Origin of the sequence: Lentzea sp. NPDC003310 (assembly GCF_040610935.1) — a bacterium.
Taxonomy (GTDB): Bacteria; Actinomycetota; Actinomycetes; order Mycobacteriales; family Pseudonocardiaceae; genus Lentzea.
Window position 1 is genome coordinate 81,317 of the sequence record NZ_JBEXNC010000001.1, and the last position, 14,546, is coordinate 95,862.

At 71.3% G+C, this 14,546-nt stretch carries 16 protein-coding genes; 5 read left to right on the forward strand and 11 right to left on the reverse strand.

Going from position 1 to position 14,546, the window contains the following annotated elements:
* Positions 1–3 precede the first annotated feature (3 nt).
* The 3 genes from ABZX02_RS00410 to ABZX02_RS00420 are packed head-to-tail and all read right to left on the reverse strand — an operon-like array spanning position 4 to position 2,224.
* Positions 4–462 carry a MaoC family dehydratase gene (locus ABZX02_RS00410; RefSeq protein WP_355293923.1) on the reverse strand — a complete coding sequence of 153 codons (459 nt, stop codon included), beginning with the start codon at positions 460–462 and terminating at the stop codon, positions 4–6.
* Positions 459–1,334 carry an amidohydrolase family protein gene (locus ABZX02_RS00415; RefSeq protein WP_355293924.1) on the reverse strand — a complete coding sequence of 292 codons (876 nt, stop codon included), beginning with the start codon at positions 1,332–1,334 and terminating at the stop codon, positions 459–461. Before ABZX02_RS00415 ends, ABZX02_RS00410 begins: the two co-directional genes overlap by 4 nt.
* An 11-nt stretch (positions 1,335–1,345) precedes the next feature.
* Complete coding sequence (locus ABZX02_RS00420) at positions 1,346–2,224, reverse strand: SDR family oxidoreductase (protein WP_355293925.1); 879 nt, start codon at positions 2,222–2,224, stop codon at positions 1,346–1,348.
* Positions 2,225–2,315: 91 nt separating this feature from the next.
* Here ABZX02_RS00420 and ABZX02_RS00425 point away from each other — a divergent pair, with 91 nt between their 5' ends.
* Complete coding sequence (locus ABZX02_RS00425) at positions 2,316–3,104, forward strand: PaaX family transcriptional regulator C-terminal domain-containing protein (protein ID WP_355293926.1); 789 nt, start codon at positions 2,316–2,318, stop codon at positions 3,102–3,104.
* Here ABZX02_RS00425 and ABZX02_RS00430 read toward each other — a convergent pair.
* The 3 genes from ABZX02_RS00430 to ABZX02_RS00440 form a co-directional block, all read right to left on the reverse strand.
* Positions 3,101–3,388: a DUF3040 domain-containing protein gene (locus tag ABZX02_RS00430; protein WP_355293927.1), complete on the reverse strand. Its 288-nt coding sequence runs from the start codon at positions 3,386–3,388 to the stop codon at positions 3,101–3,103. The genes ABZX02_RS00425 and ABZX02_RS00430 overlap by 4 nt on opposite strands.
* A gap of 83 nt (positions 3,389–3,471) precedes the next feature.
* Entirely contained in the window at positions 3,472–3,831 is a 360-nt protein-coding gene (locus ABZX02_RS00435) for an HIT family protein (RefSeq protein WP_355293928.1), read from the reverse strand.
* A gap of 240 nt (positions 3,832–4,071) precedes the next feature.
* Positions 4,072–4,467: a RidA family protein gene (locus ABZX02_RS00440; protein ID WP_355294349.1), complete on the reverse strand. Its 396-nt coding sequence runs from the start codon at positions 4,465–4,467 to the stop codon at positions 4,072–4,074.
* Positions 4,468–4,563: 96 nt separating this feature from the next.
* On the opposite strand from ABZX02_RS00440, the gene ABZX02_RS00445 reads away from it, so the two are divergent.
* Both ABZX02_RS00445 and ABZX02_RS00450 read left to right on the forward strand, forming a co-directional pair.
* Positions 4,564–5,535, forward strand: a complete 972-nt coding sequence (locus tag ABZX02_RS00445; protein ID WP_355293929.1) for a WYL domain-containing protein — start codon at positions 4,564–4,566, stop codon at positions 5,533–5,535.
* Entirely contained in the window at positions 5,535–6,761 is a 1,227-nt protein-coding gene (locus tag ABZX02_RS00450) for an MFS transporter (protein ID WP_355293930.1), read from the forward strand. Before ABZX02_RS00445 ends, ABZX02_RS00450 begins: the two co-directional genes overlap by 1 nt.
* On the opposite strand, the gene ABZX02_RS00455 is transcribed toward ABZX02_RS00450, so the two are convergent.
* The 3 genes from ABZX02_RS00455 to ABZX02_RS00465 all read right to left on the reverse strand — a co-directional run bounded on the left by ABZX02_RS00455 (position 6,737) and on the right by ABZX02_RS00465 (position 8,761).
* A complete protein-coding gene (locus tag ABZX02_RS00455) occupies positions 6,737–8,020 on the reverse strand; it encodes an ArsB/NhaD family transporter (RefSeq protein WP_355293931.1) in 1,284 nt (427 codons plus the stop codon). The two genes, ABZX02_RS00450 and ABZX02_RS00455, sit on opposite strands and share 25 nt — an antisense overlap.
* 80 nt (positions 8,021–8,100) lie before the next feature.
* The gene (locus ABZX02_RS00460; RefSeq protein WP_355293932.1) at positions 8,101–8,607 is read right to left on the reverse strand and encodes a CBS domain-containing protein; all 507 of its coding nucleotides are present in this window, start codon (positions 8,605–8,607) and stop codon (positions 8,101–8,103) included.
* 28 nt (positions 8,608–8,635) lie between these two features.
* Positions 8,636–8,761 (reverse strand): hypothetical protein, encoded by a 126-nt coding sequence (locus ABZX02_RS00465; RefSeq protein ID WP_355293933.1) that lies wholly within the window; start codon positions 8,759–8,761, stop codon positions 8,636–8,638.
* A gap of 212 nt (positions 8,762–8,973) precedes the next feature.
* Here ABZX02_RS00465 and ABZX02_RS00470 point away from each other — a divergent pair, with 212 nt between their 5' ends.
* On the forward strand, positions 8,974–10,866 hold the full coding sequence (locus tag ABZX02_RS00470; RefSeq protein ID WP_355293934.1) for an acyltransferase family protein: 1,893 nt from the start codon (positions 8,974–8,976) through the stop codon (positions 10,864–10,866).
* A gap of 9 nt (positions 10,867–10,875) precedes the next feature.
* Here ABZX02_RS00470 and ABZX02_RS00475 read toward each other — a convergent pair whose 3' ends face one another.
* The gene (locus tag ABZX02_RS00475; protein WP_355293935.1) at positions 10,876–11,445 is read right to left on the reverse strand and encodes a TetR/AcrR family transcriptional regulator C-terminal domain-containing protein; all 570 of its coding nucleotides are present in this window, start codon (positions 11,443–11,445) and stop codon (positions 10,876–10,878) included.
* 58 nt (positions 11,446–11,503) lie between these two features.
* On the opposite strand from ABZX02_RS00475, the gene ABZX02_RS00480 reads away from it, so the two are divergent.
* Positions 11,504–12,748 (forward strand): FAD-dependent monooxygenase, encoded by a 1,245-nt coding sequence (locus tag ABZX02_RS00480; protein WP_355293936.1) that lies wholly within the window; start codon positions 11,504–11,506, stop codon positions 12,746–12,748.
* Here ABZX02_RS00480 and ABZX02_RS00485 read toward each other — a convergent pair.
* A complete protein-coding gene (locus tag ABZX02_RS00485; RefSeq protein ID WP_355293937.1) occupies positions 12,741–14,537 on the reverse strand; it encodes an NAD(P)/FAD-dependent oxidoreductase in 1,797 nt (598 codons plus the stop codon). The two genes, ABZX02_RS00480 and ABZX02_RS00485, sit on opposite strands and share 8 nt — an antisense overlap.
* Between the last annotated feature and the right edge of the window lie 9 nt (positions 14,538–14,546).

A 14,546-nucleotide genomic window follows, 5' to 3' on the forward strand; every position in this document is an offset into this window, starting at 1 on the left:
ACCTCATGAGTAGTGGCGGTAGACGGCACGGGCGACACAGGCGGGCTTCTCGGAGCCCTCGATCTCGACGGTGAAGTCGACGGTGAGCTGGACGCCGTCACCCGGCACGTCGTCGGCGGACGCCACCTGACCCAGCAGCCGGATCTTGGCGCCGACCGGCACGGGTGCGGGGAACCGCACCTTGTCCAGCCCGTAGTTGAGGCTCATCCGCACGCCCGAGACCTCGAGCAGCTCGGTCATCAGCGGGATGAGCAGCGCGAGGGTCAGGTAGCCGTGGGCGATCGTGCCGCCGAACGGGCCGGCGGCGGCGCGTTCCGGATCGACGTGGATCCACTGGTGGTCGTCGGTCGCGTCGGCGAAGGTGTCGACGCGGCTCTGCTCGATCTGCAACCAGTCGGTGTGCCCGAGGCTCTGGCCCGCGAGGGCCTTGAGCTCGGCGATGCCCTGGACGGAGATGGTCACGCGTCCTCCTTCACGAGTCCGAGCAAGCGGGCGGCGTTGTGCTTGAGGATCTTGGGCCGGACCTCGTCGGAGATGTCCAGCTTCGCGAAGTCCGCGAGCCAGCGGTCCGGGGTGATCACGGGGTGGTCCGAGCCGAAGAGGACCTTGTCCTGCAACAGGGTGTTGGCGTAGCGGACCAGGTTCGGCGGGAAGTACTTCGGCGACCAGCCGGACAGGTCGATGTGGACGAACGGCTTGTGCGTCGCCACCGCGAGCGCCTCGTCCTGCCACGGGAACGACGGGTGCGCGAGGACGATCCGCAGGTGCGGGAAGTCCACGGCCACGTCGTCCACCAGCATCGGGTTGGAGTGCTTGAGCCTGATGCCGCCACCGCCCGGCACGCCGGCGCCGATCCCGGTCTGTCCACTGTGGAACAGCGCGGGCACGCCGAGCTCCTCGATCACCTCGTACAGCGGGTAGGCCATCCGGTCGTCCGGCGAGAAGTCCTGGAGACTCGGGTGGAACTTGAAGCCCCGCACCCCGTGCTCCTCGACGAGCCTGCGGGCCTCCCGGACGGCAGCGCGGCCCTTCCACGGGTCGACGCTCGCGAACGGGATCAGCACGTCGGCGTGCTCGGCGCAGGACGCGGCCACCTCCTCGTTGGAGATGCGCGGGTGGCCGGTGGCGTGCTCCGCGTCGACCGTGAAGATCACCGCGGCCATCCCGCGCTCGCGGTAGATCGCGGCCGTCTCGGCGATGGTGGGTTGCCTGTGCGCGGCCTTGAAGTACTTCGCGGAGGCCTCGATCAGCGCGGGACTGAGCGAGCTGTGCCCGTCGCGCGAGATCTCGGCGTGCGTGTGGACGTCGATCGCGACCAGTTCGTCCACGTTCATCCTGGGAGCGTTCACGGCGCCACCGGCTGCGGGATGCCGTAGGTCTCGGCTTCGAACTCGCCGAACCGCTCGCCGATCGCGGCCGCGCTCCAGCCCCCGTCCGCGAACAGGGCCTGCTTCTCGGCCGGGTGCGACCACAGCGCGAGCCGGTCGCCGCCGATGCCGATCGCCTGTCCCGTAATGCCTTTCGCCGCGTCGGAGGCGAGGTACACGATCAGTTCGGCGACGTCCTCGACGGTGCCGAGGCCCTCGTCGCGGCGCACCCACTCCGGCAGCGGCGCGCCGGTCCGCTCCGACTCCTCGATCAGCGGCGCGAACGCGGGGATGGTGCGGGTCATCTCGGTGGCGGCGACGGGGACGACCGCGTTGACGGCGATGTCCGACCGCGCGAGCTCCAGTGCCCAGGTCCGCGCCATCGCGGCGATCCCGGCCTTGGCGGCGGCGTAGTTGGTCTGCCCGAAGTTGCCGCGCTGGCCCGCGGGCGAGGAGATCAGCACCAGGCTGCCGCCCGTGCCCTGCTCCCGCATCCGCACCGCCGCCGCGCGGGCGCAGGTGAACGTGCCGCGCAGGTGCACGTCGATCACGGCGTCGAAGTCGTCGTCGCTCATCTTCCAGAGCACGCGGTCGCGCAGGATCCCCGCGTTGGTGACGAGCACGTCGAGCCGCCCGAACCGCTCGACGGCGGCCGCGACGAGCCGGTCCGCGGTCTCGGCGGGACCGACCGGGCCGACGACCGCGTGCCCGCCGACGGCCGCCGCGACCTCGTGCACGACCTCGTCCACGTCGTTGACGACAACACTGGCCCCGTTGCGCGCCAGGGCCTCCGCGTACGCCCGGCCCAGTCCGCGACCGGCGCCGGTGACGATCGCGACCTTTCCCGACAGTTCCATCAGGCGAGTCCTCTCCGTGGGGAACCCGACCCAAAGTAGGGCATATTCGTGACGCTCGTCTAGATGCTGCCCAACATGTATCGTGGGCGGGGTGACGCCCCAGTCCTTGATGCTCAACTTCCTGGGCCTGTACGTGTTCGAGCGCGGCATCGCGGTCTACTCGGGCAGCGTGATCGACGTGTTCGGGCGCGTCGACGTGTCGGAGGAGGCGGTGCGGTCGACGTTGACGCGCATGGCCTCCCGAGGGCTGCTCACGAAGCACCGCGCGGGCCGCAAGGTCTACTTCGGACTGACCCCGCGCGCCACGGAGGTCCTGCGCGACGGCGAGCGCCGGATCTGGCAGCGCGGCGCGGTCAACCGCGACTGGGACGGCACCTGGACCCTCGTCGGCTTCTCACTGCCGGAGGGCCGGCGCGGCGAGCGGCACGACCTCCGCACGCAGCTGCAGTGGGCGGGCTTCGGCCCGGTGCAGAACGGCCTGTGGATCGCGCCCGGCACGCACGACGTGACGGCGCTGGTCGAGGGACTGGCGGAGAACGTCGCCGTCTTCACCGCCCAGCACGCCAAACCGACCGAGGCGGCCGACCTGGCGCGCCGCGCGTTCGACACGGCCGCCATCGCGGCCCGCTACCAGGATTTCCTCGCGCGCTGGCGCGAACCGGACGCCGGCCTGCCCGACGACCTGGCCCGCCAGCTGCTGCTGCACAGCGACTGGCTCGACCTCGTGCGCCAGGACCCGCACCTGCCCGCCGAGCTGCTGCAGGGCGACTGGCCCGCGATCGAGGCCGAGCAGCTCTTCCAGTCGCTCGCCACCCGGTACCGCGAGACGGCGGCGCCACTGGCGGCCGCCGCCATCGAGTCGATCGAGGTAGCGGGCTAGGTCCTGTCCTTGACGCGCGCCAGGAGCAACAGGCCCGCGAACACGCCCGCGCAGATGACGGCGCCGAGCACGAGGAGCGGCACGGAGGACCAGGTCACCCCACCGACCAGGACCAGCAGACCGCACAGGTGGGCGGCGACCAGGCCGAGCACCCGCAGCGTCCGGCGGGACAGGAGCACGAACGGCGAAGGCCGGGTCAGCGCGGCGGCCAGCTTCGGGTCCTCACCCGCGAGCCGCTGCTCGATCTCGTCGAGCTCGCGCTTCTCGTGCTCCGCCAGTGCCATCGGGTCCTCCGTTCCGCGCTCGAATGTTCATCGTGACCCACCGGCCACGCCGGCCGCATCGGTGGCGGCCCCCAAATCCGGCGTCAGGCCTGCCGCTGGGGCCAGGGGAGCTGCAGACCGTCGCCGGCGCGTCTCCTGACGATGTGCCGGTGGTAGTGCATGACGGTCTGGGAGGCGGCCCGGCCGACGTTGTCGATCATGTTGAGCTCGTCCCAGCCCAGTTCGACCGCGAGCTGCGCGGCGCGGGAGGCGACCAGGCCCGCGATGGTGTGGTCGTCGATCGCGCTGACGACGTGCGCTCGGGGGATGACGAGAACGTGACCGTCGGCGCTGACCCCGGGCTCGGCGCGGATGGCGATGGTGTCGGGCCACTCGCGCACGACGGTCGCGCGGGCGGCGCCGGTGGCGATGGCGCAGAAGACGCAGGAGTTCGCGGTGATCATGCCGGTCACTCCAGCCGAGGCGGGCGGCCGGCAGGAGGTGTTTCGCGTTTCCAGCCGAGATGGGAAACGCCAGGTGGGGGCGCTGAGCGCCTTGAGCGAGGGGTGTGATGGGTCGGGAGGGAGGGGGTGGTGCGTCTGACGGAGGTGTGGCGGGTCTGGCACGAGCCGGACCCGCCACCGCGCTACGCCACCGCGCTACGCCACCGCGCTACGCCACCGCGGTGGCGTCACGCCGGCCCGTCACGCCACCGCCGTTCCCTCCAACTCCACCATCAGCTCGGGCAGCGCCAGCCTGCTCACCCCGAGCATCGTCGTCGGCGGCGCCACCCGAGCCTCGCCCAGCCGCCCCGCGAACACCCCGTAGTGCTGGAACAGCAGGTCGACGTCGGTGGCGTAGACGTTGAGCCGCACCAGGTTCGCGAGCGTCATGCCCGCGCCGGCCAGCACGGCCTCCAGGTTGTCGAGGCTCAGCGCCAGCTGCGCCGCCATGTCCCCGGCGTGCTCGGGCTTGCCGTCGGCGTTCATCGACGTCTGGCCCGCGCAGTAGAGCGTCCTGCTCTGCCCGGTCACGACCTCGCCCTGGTGGTAGCCCAGCGCCACCGACCACGTCCACGGGTCGACCGGCGTTCGTTCCACAGCCACGACAGCTCCATTCGATCTTCTTCGACAGTGCCGCCAGCCTCGCAAGCCATACACGACATCCTGTGTCACGTATTCACGTACGGTTCGGGCATGCGGGCCGACCGGTTGGTGTCGCTGGTCCTGCTGCTGCGGCGGCACGGACAGCTGTCGGCCGCCACCCTCGCGCGCGAGCTCGAGGTGTCGACCCGCACGGTCCTGCGCGACATCGACGCCCTGTCCGCGGCGGGCGTCCCGGTCTACGCCGAACGCGGCCGGCACGGCGGGTTCGCGCTGCTGCCCGGGTTCCGGACCGAGCTCACCGGCCTGAACCACGACGAGGCGCTCGCCCTGCTGGTCGCCGGCTCCCGGCGCGGTGCGCAGGTGTTCGGTCTCGGATCGGCGCTCGCCTCCGCGATGCTTAAGGTCGTCGATGCGCTGCCGGAGAGCTACCGGCTCACCGCGGCCGGTGCGGCGGAGCGGTTGCTCGTCGACCCGGAGATCGACCTGCTGTCGCGGCGCGAGGTGGACGAGGAACTGCCGGACGAGGTGGTGGCGGAGGTCCGGCGCGCGGTGTTCGCGGGGCACCGGTTGCGCATCCACTACGCGGCGTCCGGCAGCGCGCCGCGGTGGCGCACGGTTGACCCGATCGGGCTCGTCACCGTGCGGGGGCGGGGGTACCTGCTGGCGCGGCGGTCCGGCGAGGACCGGACGTACCGGCTGTCGCGCGTCGTCGCGGCCGAGGAGCTGGACGAGCCCGCCGAGCGGCCGGACCGCGTGGACCTCGACCGGGCCTGGCAGGAGCGGAGCACGCGGTTCCGCGCGGGTGGGGACCAGGTCGCCGTCGTGCTGCGGGTCCGTCCGGAGCGGCGGGAGGAACTGGTGGGCACGGTGGTGGCCGTGCTCGCCGAGGAGGCCGACGGGGAGTGGCTGCGGCTGGAGGTCTCGTTCCAGGACGCACGGCACGCGGAGTGGGCGTTGTGGCGGTTGGGCACGAGCGGGGAAGCCCTGGAGCCGCAGTGGTTGCGGGAGGTGTTGAGGCAGCGGGCGGTCGCGCTCGCCGCCCGGTACGGCGAGGGGGAGTAGTGGCGGGAACCGATCGCGACTTCGGTCGCTACCTGAACGCGCGGGTGTTGTCCGTCATCGGCGCGGTCGTGTCCGCGGTGGCGCTGCCCGTCCTCGTCTACCAGCTGACCGGGTCCGCCGGCTGGACGTCGGCCGTCACGGCCGCGGAAGCGTTGCCGTACCTGGTGTTCGGGCTGCTGGCCGGTGCTCTCGCGGACCGGGTGGACCGGCGGCGGCTGATGGTCGCGATGGACCTCGTGGTCGCCGCCGTGCTGCTGAGCGTGCCGCTGGTGTGGCTGGCCGGGGGACTGACCGCGCCGCACGTCGTGGCGGTGGCGTTCGCGACGCAGACGGCGTTCGTGTTCTTCGACGCGGCGAACTTCGGCGCGCTGCCGACGTTGGTGGGCAAGGAGAGGATCACCGCCGCCTACTCGACCCTCTTCGGCCGCACGACCGTGGTGGAGCTCGTCGTGCCCGGCCTGACCGGACTCGTGGTGGCGGTCGTCGCGCCGGCGTCGCTGCTCGCGGTGAACGCGCTGACGGCCGTCGGGTCGGCGTTGTTGTTGCGCTCCATCACCAGCAGCCTGGCGAACCCGCGTCCGGTGCAGGGCGCCGGTCAGCTCGTCGCGGACGTGAAGGAGGGGCTGCGGTTCGTCTGGAACGAGCCGACGATCCGGATCCTCACGCTCGTCGGCACCACGCACTCGGTGACGAGCGGGGCGTGGATGGCGTTGCTCGTGCCGTTCGCCGACCAGGTGCTCGGGGTCGCGCCGAAGAACGACGCGCGGCTCGCCGCCCTGTTCAGCTGCTGGGGGCTGGGCGCGATCATCGCCTCCCGGTTGCTGCCGCGGCTCACCTCGCGGTGGGGCAACGCCCGCGTGGCGCTCTGGGCGCTACCGGCCTCGCTGTCCTCCGGCGTGCTCGTGGTGCTGAGCGGGCACTGGCTGCTGACGTGCGCGCTGGCGATCTGCTGGGGCGTCGCCGGGGCGGTCGTCGTGATCAACGGGATCACCTACCGGCAGCAGGTGTGCCCCGAGGAGCTCCAGTCGCGCGTCAACACCACAGCGCGGATGGTCGCGTGGGGACTCGGGCACCCGCTCGGCGCGGCACTCGGAGGCGCCGTGTCCGTGGCGACCGGTGACCCGCGCGCCGGGATCGTCGTCGGTCTCGCGGCGCTGCTGCTCGGTGTCGTCACGGCGTGGGTGTCGCCGGTGCTGCGGCGTCAGAAGTACCGCAGCCAGACGTAGACCCACGCCATCGCGGTGCTGATCAGCGTCACGACGATGCCGTAGCGGGTGAACTGCCAGAAGCTGATCCGGTGCCCGGCACGGGCCGCGATGCCGAGCGCGACCACGTTGGCGCTGGCGGCGACCGCCGTGCCGTTGCCGCCGAAGTCCGCGCCCAGTGCGAACGCCCACCACAGCGACTGACCCGTGGCGGCGTCCGGGATCTCCGCCACCATGCCCTCGACGACCGGCGCCATCGTGGCCACGTAGGGGATGTTGTCGAAGAACGCGCCGAGCACGCTCGACCCGAAGAGCAACGCGGTCGCGGCGGCGAAGTGGTTGTCCCCGAAGGCGGAGACCGCCCAGGTGCCCACCGTCTCGATCACTCCCGTGTGGACGAGACCGGCCACCATCACGAACAGTCCCATGAAGAACGTGAGCGTCGGCCACTCGACCTCGGCCAGCACGTCGTCCACGTCGGCCCGCGTCACGAGCAGCATCACGCCCGCGCCGACGAGCGCCACGATCGCGGGATCGAGGTGCAGCACGGCGTGCAACCCGAACCCGATCACCACGCCGGTGAACACGACGAGGCAGCGCCGCAGCATCGCGGGGTCGGTGATCGCCCGCTTCTCCTGCAACGCCATCACGGCCTCGACGTGCTCGGCGTTGTACTGGAAGTCCTTGCGGAACAACACCTTCGTGAGGAGCACGAACACCACGAACACGACCACGACGATCGGCGCCATGTGCACCAGGAAGTCCAGGAAGGACAGTCCGGCGCGGCTGCCGATGATGATGTTCGGCGGGTCACCGATCAACGTGGCCGCGCCACCGATGTTGGACGCCAGCACCTCGGCGATCAGGTACGGCTGGGCGGAGATGCGCAGCCGGTTGCACACCACGATCGTGACGGGCGCGACCAGCATGATCGTCGTGACGTTGTCGAGGAACGGCGACGCGATCGCCGTGATGATCATCAGCATCACCATCAGCCGGTACGGCCGGCCGCGGGCCTTCTTCGCGGCCCAGATGGCGAGGTAGTCGAACACGCCGGTCTGCTTGACGATGCCGACGATGATCATCATCCCGAACAGCAGGAAGATGACGTTCCAGTCGATGCCCTCGTGCTCGGAGAAGAACACCTCCGAGCCGGGCACCAGGCCGAACACGGCCATCAGCCCGGCGGCCACGAGCACGACCTTGACCTTGTTCGCCTTCTCGGTGGCGATGAAGAAGAACGCGATCAGGAAGATCGTCAGGGCGAGTGCGGCGCTCACGGATCTCCCAACCCGATGGCTGTCACCGCCGGCGCGAGTTCAGCACGCCGGCGGTGACGGGGACAGATGGTCCGGTGGGCTCAGTCCTCGGCGGTGTACACCGCGAGCGAGGTGATGAGGCGGTCGAGGGTGATGGCCCCGACGAGGGCTCCGTCGTCGTCGACCACGGCGACGAGCGGGCTGTGCTGGCGTGCCATCAGCGCGGCGACCTCCAGCAGGGTCGCGTCGGCGCGGACGGTCGCGGGTTTGGCGCGCTGGTTCGGAGCGACGTCGCCGACGGTGCGGTCGCTCAGCTCCATCCAGAACAGGTCGGCGTGGCCCTCGTCGACGACGCGGGCGAGCGCCGGGTCCTCCTGGTAGGACTGCGGCACGGCGAGCCGCAGGACCTGGGTGCCGGGCAGCACGGTCCACGGCCGGGCGCGGTCGTCGACCACGACCAGTCCCGGCAGCCGGTTGACCGCCATCACCCGCACCGCCTTGGTGATCGGGTCGTCGACCGTCACGGTCGGAACGTTGATGGCGATGTCGCGTGCCTGCATGGCATCAGCCCGTTCGGTGCGTCCGGTCAGTCGCTGCGCTGTGGACATGGTCGCCTCCTGTCTGGTGTGCGCGGGTTCAGTGCCGGTGGCCGACGCCGGTCAGGCCGGCCAGGATCAGCCCGGCGGCGACGAGGAGCGCGTGCGCCGCCGTGATCCCGGCGATCAGCAGGGCCAGGGCGACCCCGAGCAGCACCCAGCTCACCGGCCGTCGGGTGCGGACAGGTCGATCGGTGTGGACCACGGCGCCTCCCAGCTGCGGTCGGAGGGTTGGTGCCCTCAACGATTCCCCGGCAGGGGGCCCGAGCGCGATCCGGTCGGGCACTCAACCTCAGGCCGCATGAGGGTCTGGCGCGGGTCCGAATTGGGTGTTGCCACGGATTTACCGGAGAGGGCGCGGCGGCCACCCTCGCAGGCGTGTTGGCCAGTGATCACCGTGCGGCAGAGCGCGCACCATCGCCCAGCCGGACCTACCGCGCGGAGCTGCAGGGCCTGCGCGCGGTCGCCGCACTGCTCGTGGTCGTCTACCACGTGTGGCTCGGCCGTGTGTCCGGTGGCGTCGACGTCTTCTTCCTGATCTCCGGGTTCCTGGTGACGGGCCAGCTCGTGCGAGCCGTCGAACGCGGACGGCTCGACCTGCGCGCGACGTGGGGCCGGATGGCCAAGCGGCTGCTGCCCGCCGCGTTCGTCGTGCTCTCCGCGAGCCTGGTGGCCGCCGCGCTGCTGCTGCCGGAGAACCGCTGGCCGCAGACGGTGCGCGAGGTGATCGCCTCGGCGTTGTTCCTGGAGAACTGGCAGCTGGCCTCGGACTCGACGGACTACTACGCGCAGCACGCCCAGGCGAGCGTGGTGCAGCACTTCTGGTCGTTGTCGATCCAGGGCCAGTTCTACCTCCTGTGGCCGTTGCTGGTGCTGGTGGTCACGCTGCTGCGACGCTCGCTGGCGCGAGTGCTGCTCGTGGTGTTCGCGGTGTCGTTCGGCTTCTCGGTGTGGCTGACCGCCGTGGACCAGCCGCTGGCGTACTTCCACACGGCGACGCGGATCTGGGAGTTCGCGTTCGGCGGCCTGCTGGCGTTCGCCGTGACGCGGATCGAGCTCGACCGTCTACTCCGGACGGTGCTGGGCTGGGCCGGGCTGCTCGGCCTGCTGGTCTGCGGGCTGGTGCTGGACGTCGGCGCGGCCTTCCCCGGCTACCTGGCGCTGTGGCCGACCATGTGCGCCGCCCTGGTGATCCTCGCCGGCGCGACCGGCAGCCGGTTCGGCGCCGACCGCCTCCTCGCCGCCGAACCGTTGCGCTACCTGGGAGATCTCAGCTACGCCCTCTACCTGTGGCACTGGCCGGTGCTCGTGGGCTGGCTCGTGTGGCAGGGCCGCGACGACGTCGGGCTGCTCGGCGGGATCGCGATCATCAGCGTGTCGCTCGTGCTCGCGGCGGCGACACACCTGCTGGTGGAGGAACCGGTGCGCACGTCCCATTGGCGCGCCCGCCCGCTCGCCGCGCTGCTGCTCGTCCCGCTCCTGGTGGCGGCGCTGACGTTGCGGCCCTTCACCCCGGGCGAGGTGGTGGCCGCCCAGCTCCCGGCCACCGCCACGGACTTCGCGCCGTTCGACGGCCAGGAGTGCCGGAAGTCGGTGCACAGCCAGGAACTCGACGTCTGCTTCGGCCCGACCGAGGGACCTCCGGTCAAACGGGTCGTGCTCGTCGGCGATTCGCACATCCAGCAGTACCTGGCCGCGCTGGCCCCGATCGCGGAACGCCGAGGCTGGCAGTTGATCGGCATGCTCAAGGGCGCCTGCCCGTACTCCACGCGGTCGGAGAAGGTGCCGGGCGACCAGTCCTGCCTGCGGTGGAACGACAGCGCGACGGCGGAGATCGTCGACCTGCGCCCGGACTTCGTCTTCACCCTCGCCACCCGCGACGTCCGGGTGGGACTGACCGAAGTGACGCCGCCGGGGTTCGTCGAACGCTGGCGGCAGCTCGACGCCGAGGGGATCCGCGTCGTCGCCGTGCGCGACAACCCGCGCTACAACTTCTCCGTGCTCGACTGCGTGCAGGTGCACGGCCCGGCGGCGCGCTGCGGTGCGCCCAGGGCCGACCTGCTCGCGCCCGTGCCGCCCTACGCCCACCTCGACGTGCCGGCCAACGTGTCTTTCCTCGACTTCAGCGACCACCTCTGCACCGAGGACCTGTGCCCGCCCGTGATCGACGACCTGCTCGTCAACTTCGACGACAACCACGTGAGCGCCACGTTCATGCGGTCGCTCAGCGAGGTGGTGGAGGAGGCGCTGGTCGGTGTGACCGACGCCTGAGCCGGTGCCTCAGCGCGCCAGCAGCCTGGCGACGCCGAACTCGAACCGCTCGTCGAACGATTCCTCGGCCAGGAAGGGAAGAACGCGTCGCAACGAGGGCCGTTCGCCCACGGCGAGGTCCCGCGAGCCCGCGGGCAGTGCCTGTTCCTCCTGCGCCAGGCCGAGGACGAAGTAGATGAGGCCCCAGCACGTCCACGCGGCGTCCCGTTCGGAGAGGCCGCCGTCGAGCAACGCCGTGACGAGCGCCTCCGCGGTGTCCAAAGTGGCCGGTTCGGCCGCGTAGGTGCCCGCCACCACGGCGGCGCCGTCGCGGTGGGCGAGCAGGGCCTGTCGGTAGCGGCGGACGATCTCGGCGGCGCGGTCGTGCCAGCGCCGCGGCAGCCCGGCGAGGGAGACACCGGCGACGATCGCGTCGGCCATCAGCTCTTCCAGGCGCGCCTTCGTCTTCACGTGCCACAGCACGGTGTTCATCCGCACGTCGAGCTTCTGCGCGATGGCGCGCATCGACACGGCCTCGGCCCCGCGCTCGTCCAGGATCTCCAGCGCGGCGCGCACGACGTCCGCTTGACTCTTGGTCACTGACCTAGTCTACTCGACCCATCGACTGTTGGTCAGTGACCAAGAACAGGAGGGTGCGATGTACGACGTCGTCATCGTGGGCGCGGGTCCGACCGGGCTGTGGCTCGCCGGGGAGCTGCGGCTCGGAGGAGCGTCGGTCGCGGTGCTCGAGACGCGCCGGGAGCGGGACCCGAACTCCAAGGCGCTCACGATCCACCCGCGCACCATCGAGATCTTCGACTGCCGGGGCGTGGCCGAGCCGTTCCTGCGGGAGGGGCTGCGGATCCCCAACGGGCACTTCGGCGGGCTCGCCGACCGGATGGACTTCTCGGTGCTCGACACCCCGTACCCGTTCACGCTGGCCTTGCCCCAGGCCCGCACCGAGGAACTGCTGGAGGAACGTGCCGTGGAGATGGGCGCGACGGTGCGGCGGGGCTGTCGCGTGACGGGCCTCGTGCCCGAGGGGGTCTCGCTGGAGGGCGGCGAGGTGGTGGCCGCGCGCTACGTGGCCGGCTGCGACGGTACGCGCAGCACGGTGCGGGAGGCGGCGGGCATCGAGTTCGCGGGCACCGACGCCACGACGTGGGGCTGGCTGGGTGACGTGGTCCTCGACGACCCGCCGCCGCGCGGGTTCTCGAGCGTCACCGGCCCGTCCGGCGGCCTGATGGTCGTGCCGCTGCCCGGCGGCGTCCACCGGATCGTGGGCGGTGATCCCGCCACGAACGGGGCCGAGTGGCCGGGGGAGCTGACGCTGGAGGAACTGCGGGCGTCAGTGACGGCGATCGCGGGCACGGACTTCGGCCTGCGGGACCCGAGGTGGTTGTCGCGCTTCGGCAACGCCACCCGCCAGGCAGTCGCGTACCGGTCCGGGAACGTCCTGCTCGCGGGCGATGCCGCGCACATGCACTTCCCGACCGGTGGCGTCGGCATGAACGTCGGCATCCAGGACGCGCACAACCTCGGCTGGAAGCTCGCCGCCGTGGCCGCCGGCCGGTCGGACAGCGCGCTGCTCGACACCTACCACGCCGAACGGCACCCGGTCGGCGCCGACCTGCTCCGGCACACCAGGGCCCAGACCGCCCTGATGACGGGCTACTCGCCGGAGGGGCAGGCGCTGCGGGCCGTGGTGAGCGGGTTGATCGCGTCGGCCCCGGACATGTCGAAGGTGCTCGCCGAGCGGCTCTCCGGTCTCGACGTCGCCTACGCCACCGGCCGCCGGGTCCCGGACGACGGCACGCTCTTCGCGCGGCTGCGCACCGGCGGGCACGTGCAGACGCCCGCCGGGCTCGTGCGGCCCGACGGGCACCTGGCCGCCGTCAGCTGAGGTGGTGCACCTCCTGCAGGCCGTAGACCGGCGTAGGCACACCCTCGAACCGCGCCTTGAGCTGCAGCGCCAGGAAGAGCGAGTAGTAGCGCGACTGGTGCAGGTTGCCGCCGTGGAACCACAACCCGGGCTGCTGGGTCGGCTTCCACATGTTGCGCTGCTCGCCCTCCCACGGCCCGGGGTCCTTGGTGGTGCCGGACCCGAGGCCCCAGCACTTGCCGACGCGGTCGGCCATCTCCTGCCCGGCGAGGTCCGCGACCCAGCCGTTCATGGAGCCGTAGCCGGTGGCGTAGACGACGAGGTCCGCCTCCAGTTCGGTGCCGTCGGCCAGCACGACGGTGTGCTCGGTGAGGCGCTGGACCTGGCCGCGGACGAGCTTGACCTGCCCGTCCGCCACGAGCTCCGAGGCGCCCACGTCGATGTAGTAGCCGGAGCCGCGGCGCAGGTACTTGAGGAACAGGCCGGAGTCGTCGTCGCCCCAGTCGAGGTCGAAGCCGGCCTTCTCCAGCCGTGCGTAGAAGTCCGCGTCCTTCTCCTTGATCCGCTGGTACACCGGGATCTGGAACTGCGGCAGGATCCGGTAGGGCAGCGACGCGAAGATCGTGTCCGCGCGGTCGGTCGTGACGCCGGCGGCGACGGCGCGTTCGGAGTAGAGGTCGCCGAGGGCGATGTCCATCAACGAGTCCGAGCGCACGATGTGCGTCGAGGAGCGCTGGACCATCGTGACGTCCGCGCCGTGCTCCCACAGCGCCGCGCAGATGTCGTGCGCGGAGTTGTTCGAGCCGATGACGACGGCCTTCTTGCCCGCGTAGGCCTCCGGTCCGGGGTGCTGCGACGAGTGGTGCTGGTCGCCCGCGAACTCGTCCGCGCCGGGGAACTTCGGCACGTTCGCCTTGCCGGACATGCCCGTCGCGAACACGAGCTGCCGGGGGTGGAGCGTGACCTCCTCACCGTCCCGGTCGACCTTGACCGTCCACTGTGCACCGTCGTAGGTCGCTTCCTTCACTGTCGACCGCGTCCAGTACGGCACCTCCATCACGCGGGTGTACATCTCCAGCCAGTCCGCGATCTTGTCCTTGGGCGCGAACACCGGCCAGTTGTCCGGGAACGGCAGGTACGGCAGGTGGTCGTACCAGACCGGGTCGTGCAGGCAGAGGCTCTTGTACCGCTTGCGCCACGAGTCGCCCGGCCGGTCGTTGCGCTCCAGCACCAGCGCGGGCACGCCGAGCTGCCGCAACCGCGCGCCGAGCGCGATGCCGCCCTGCCCGCCGCCGATGACCACGACGTACGGCTGCGTCGCGTACCCGAGCTCCTTGGCCTCGGTCTCGCGTTCCTCGGCCCACGACCTGCGGTCCTTCTTCGCGCCGTGCTGGACGCCCTTGGGCCGGGTGTCCTTCTTGTTCTCCTCGAACCCCTTCAGCTCGTGCAGGCTCGTCAGGAACGTCCACGCGCCCTCGTCGTTGAGCCGCAGGTGTCCCCTGCACCGCCCGGCCGCGGTCTCGAACTCGAGCCACGCCTCCACCACCCCGTCCGCCTCCGTCGGCGTCTCGGTGGTGCGGAAGTGCGCGGGATCGGTGGCGTCGAGGCAGGCGCTGAGCAGGCCGGCGATCTGGTCGCGGCCCTCGACGGTCTTGATGTTCCAGGTGAACGCCACGAGGTCGCGCCAGTAGCTGTCGGTCGCGAACATCCCGGCGGCGGCGTCGACGTCCCGTGCCTTCAGCGCGGCCTCGAACTGTCCGAGCCAGGCGTCGACCCTCGCCTGCGCGGTGCGGTCCATCGTCTGTGTCATGGGCTCCTC

Excerpts from the sequence above, each read along its gene's own strand:
- ABZX02_RS00415 (WP_355293924.1), bottom strand. The coding sequence starts at position 1,334 with ATGAACGTGGACGAACTGGTCGCGATCGACGTCCACACGCACGCCGAG.
- ABZX02_RS00420 (WP_355293925.1), bottom strand. The coding sequence starts at position 2,224 with ATGGAACTGTCGGGAAAGGTCGCGATCGTCACCGGCGCCGGTCGCGGA.
- ABZX02_RS00430 (WP_355293927.1), bottom strand. The coding sequence starts at position 3,388 with ATGGCACTGGCGGAGCACGAGAAGCGCGAGCTCGACGAGATCGAGCAG.
- ABZX02_RS00435 (WP_355293928.1), bottom strand. The coding sequence starts at position 3,831 with ATGATCACCGCGAACTCCTGCGTCTTCTGCGCCATCGCCACCGGCGCC.
- ABZX02_RS00445 (WP_355293929.1), top strand. The coding sequence starts at position 4,564 with ATGCGGGCCGACCGGTTGGTGTCGCTGGTCCTGCTGCTGCGGCGGCAC.
- ABZX02_RS00460 (WP_355293932.1), bottom strand. The coding sequence starts at position 8,607 with ATGTCCACAGCGCAGCGACTGACCGGACGCACCGAACGGGCTGATGCC.
- ABZX02_RS00480 (WP_355293936.1), top strand. The coding sequence starts at position 11,504 with ATGTACGACGTCGTCATCGTGGGCGCGGGTCCGACCGGGCTGTGGCTC.
- ABZX02_RS00485 (WP_355293937.1), bottom strand. The coding sequence starts at position 14,537 with ATGACACAGACGATGGACCGCACCGCGCAGGCGAGGGTCGACGCCTGG.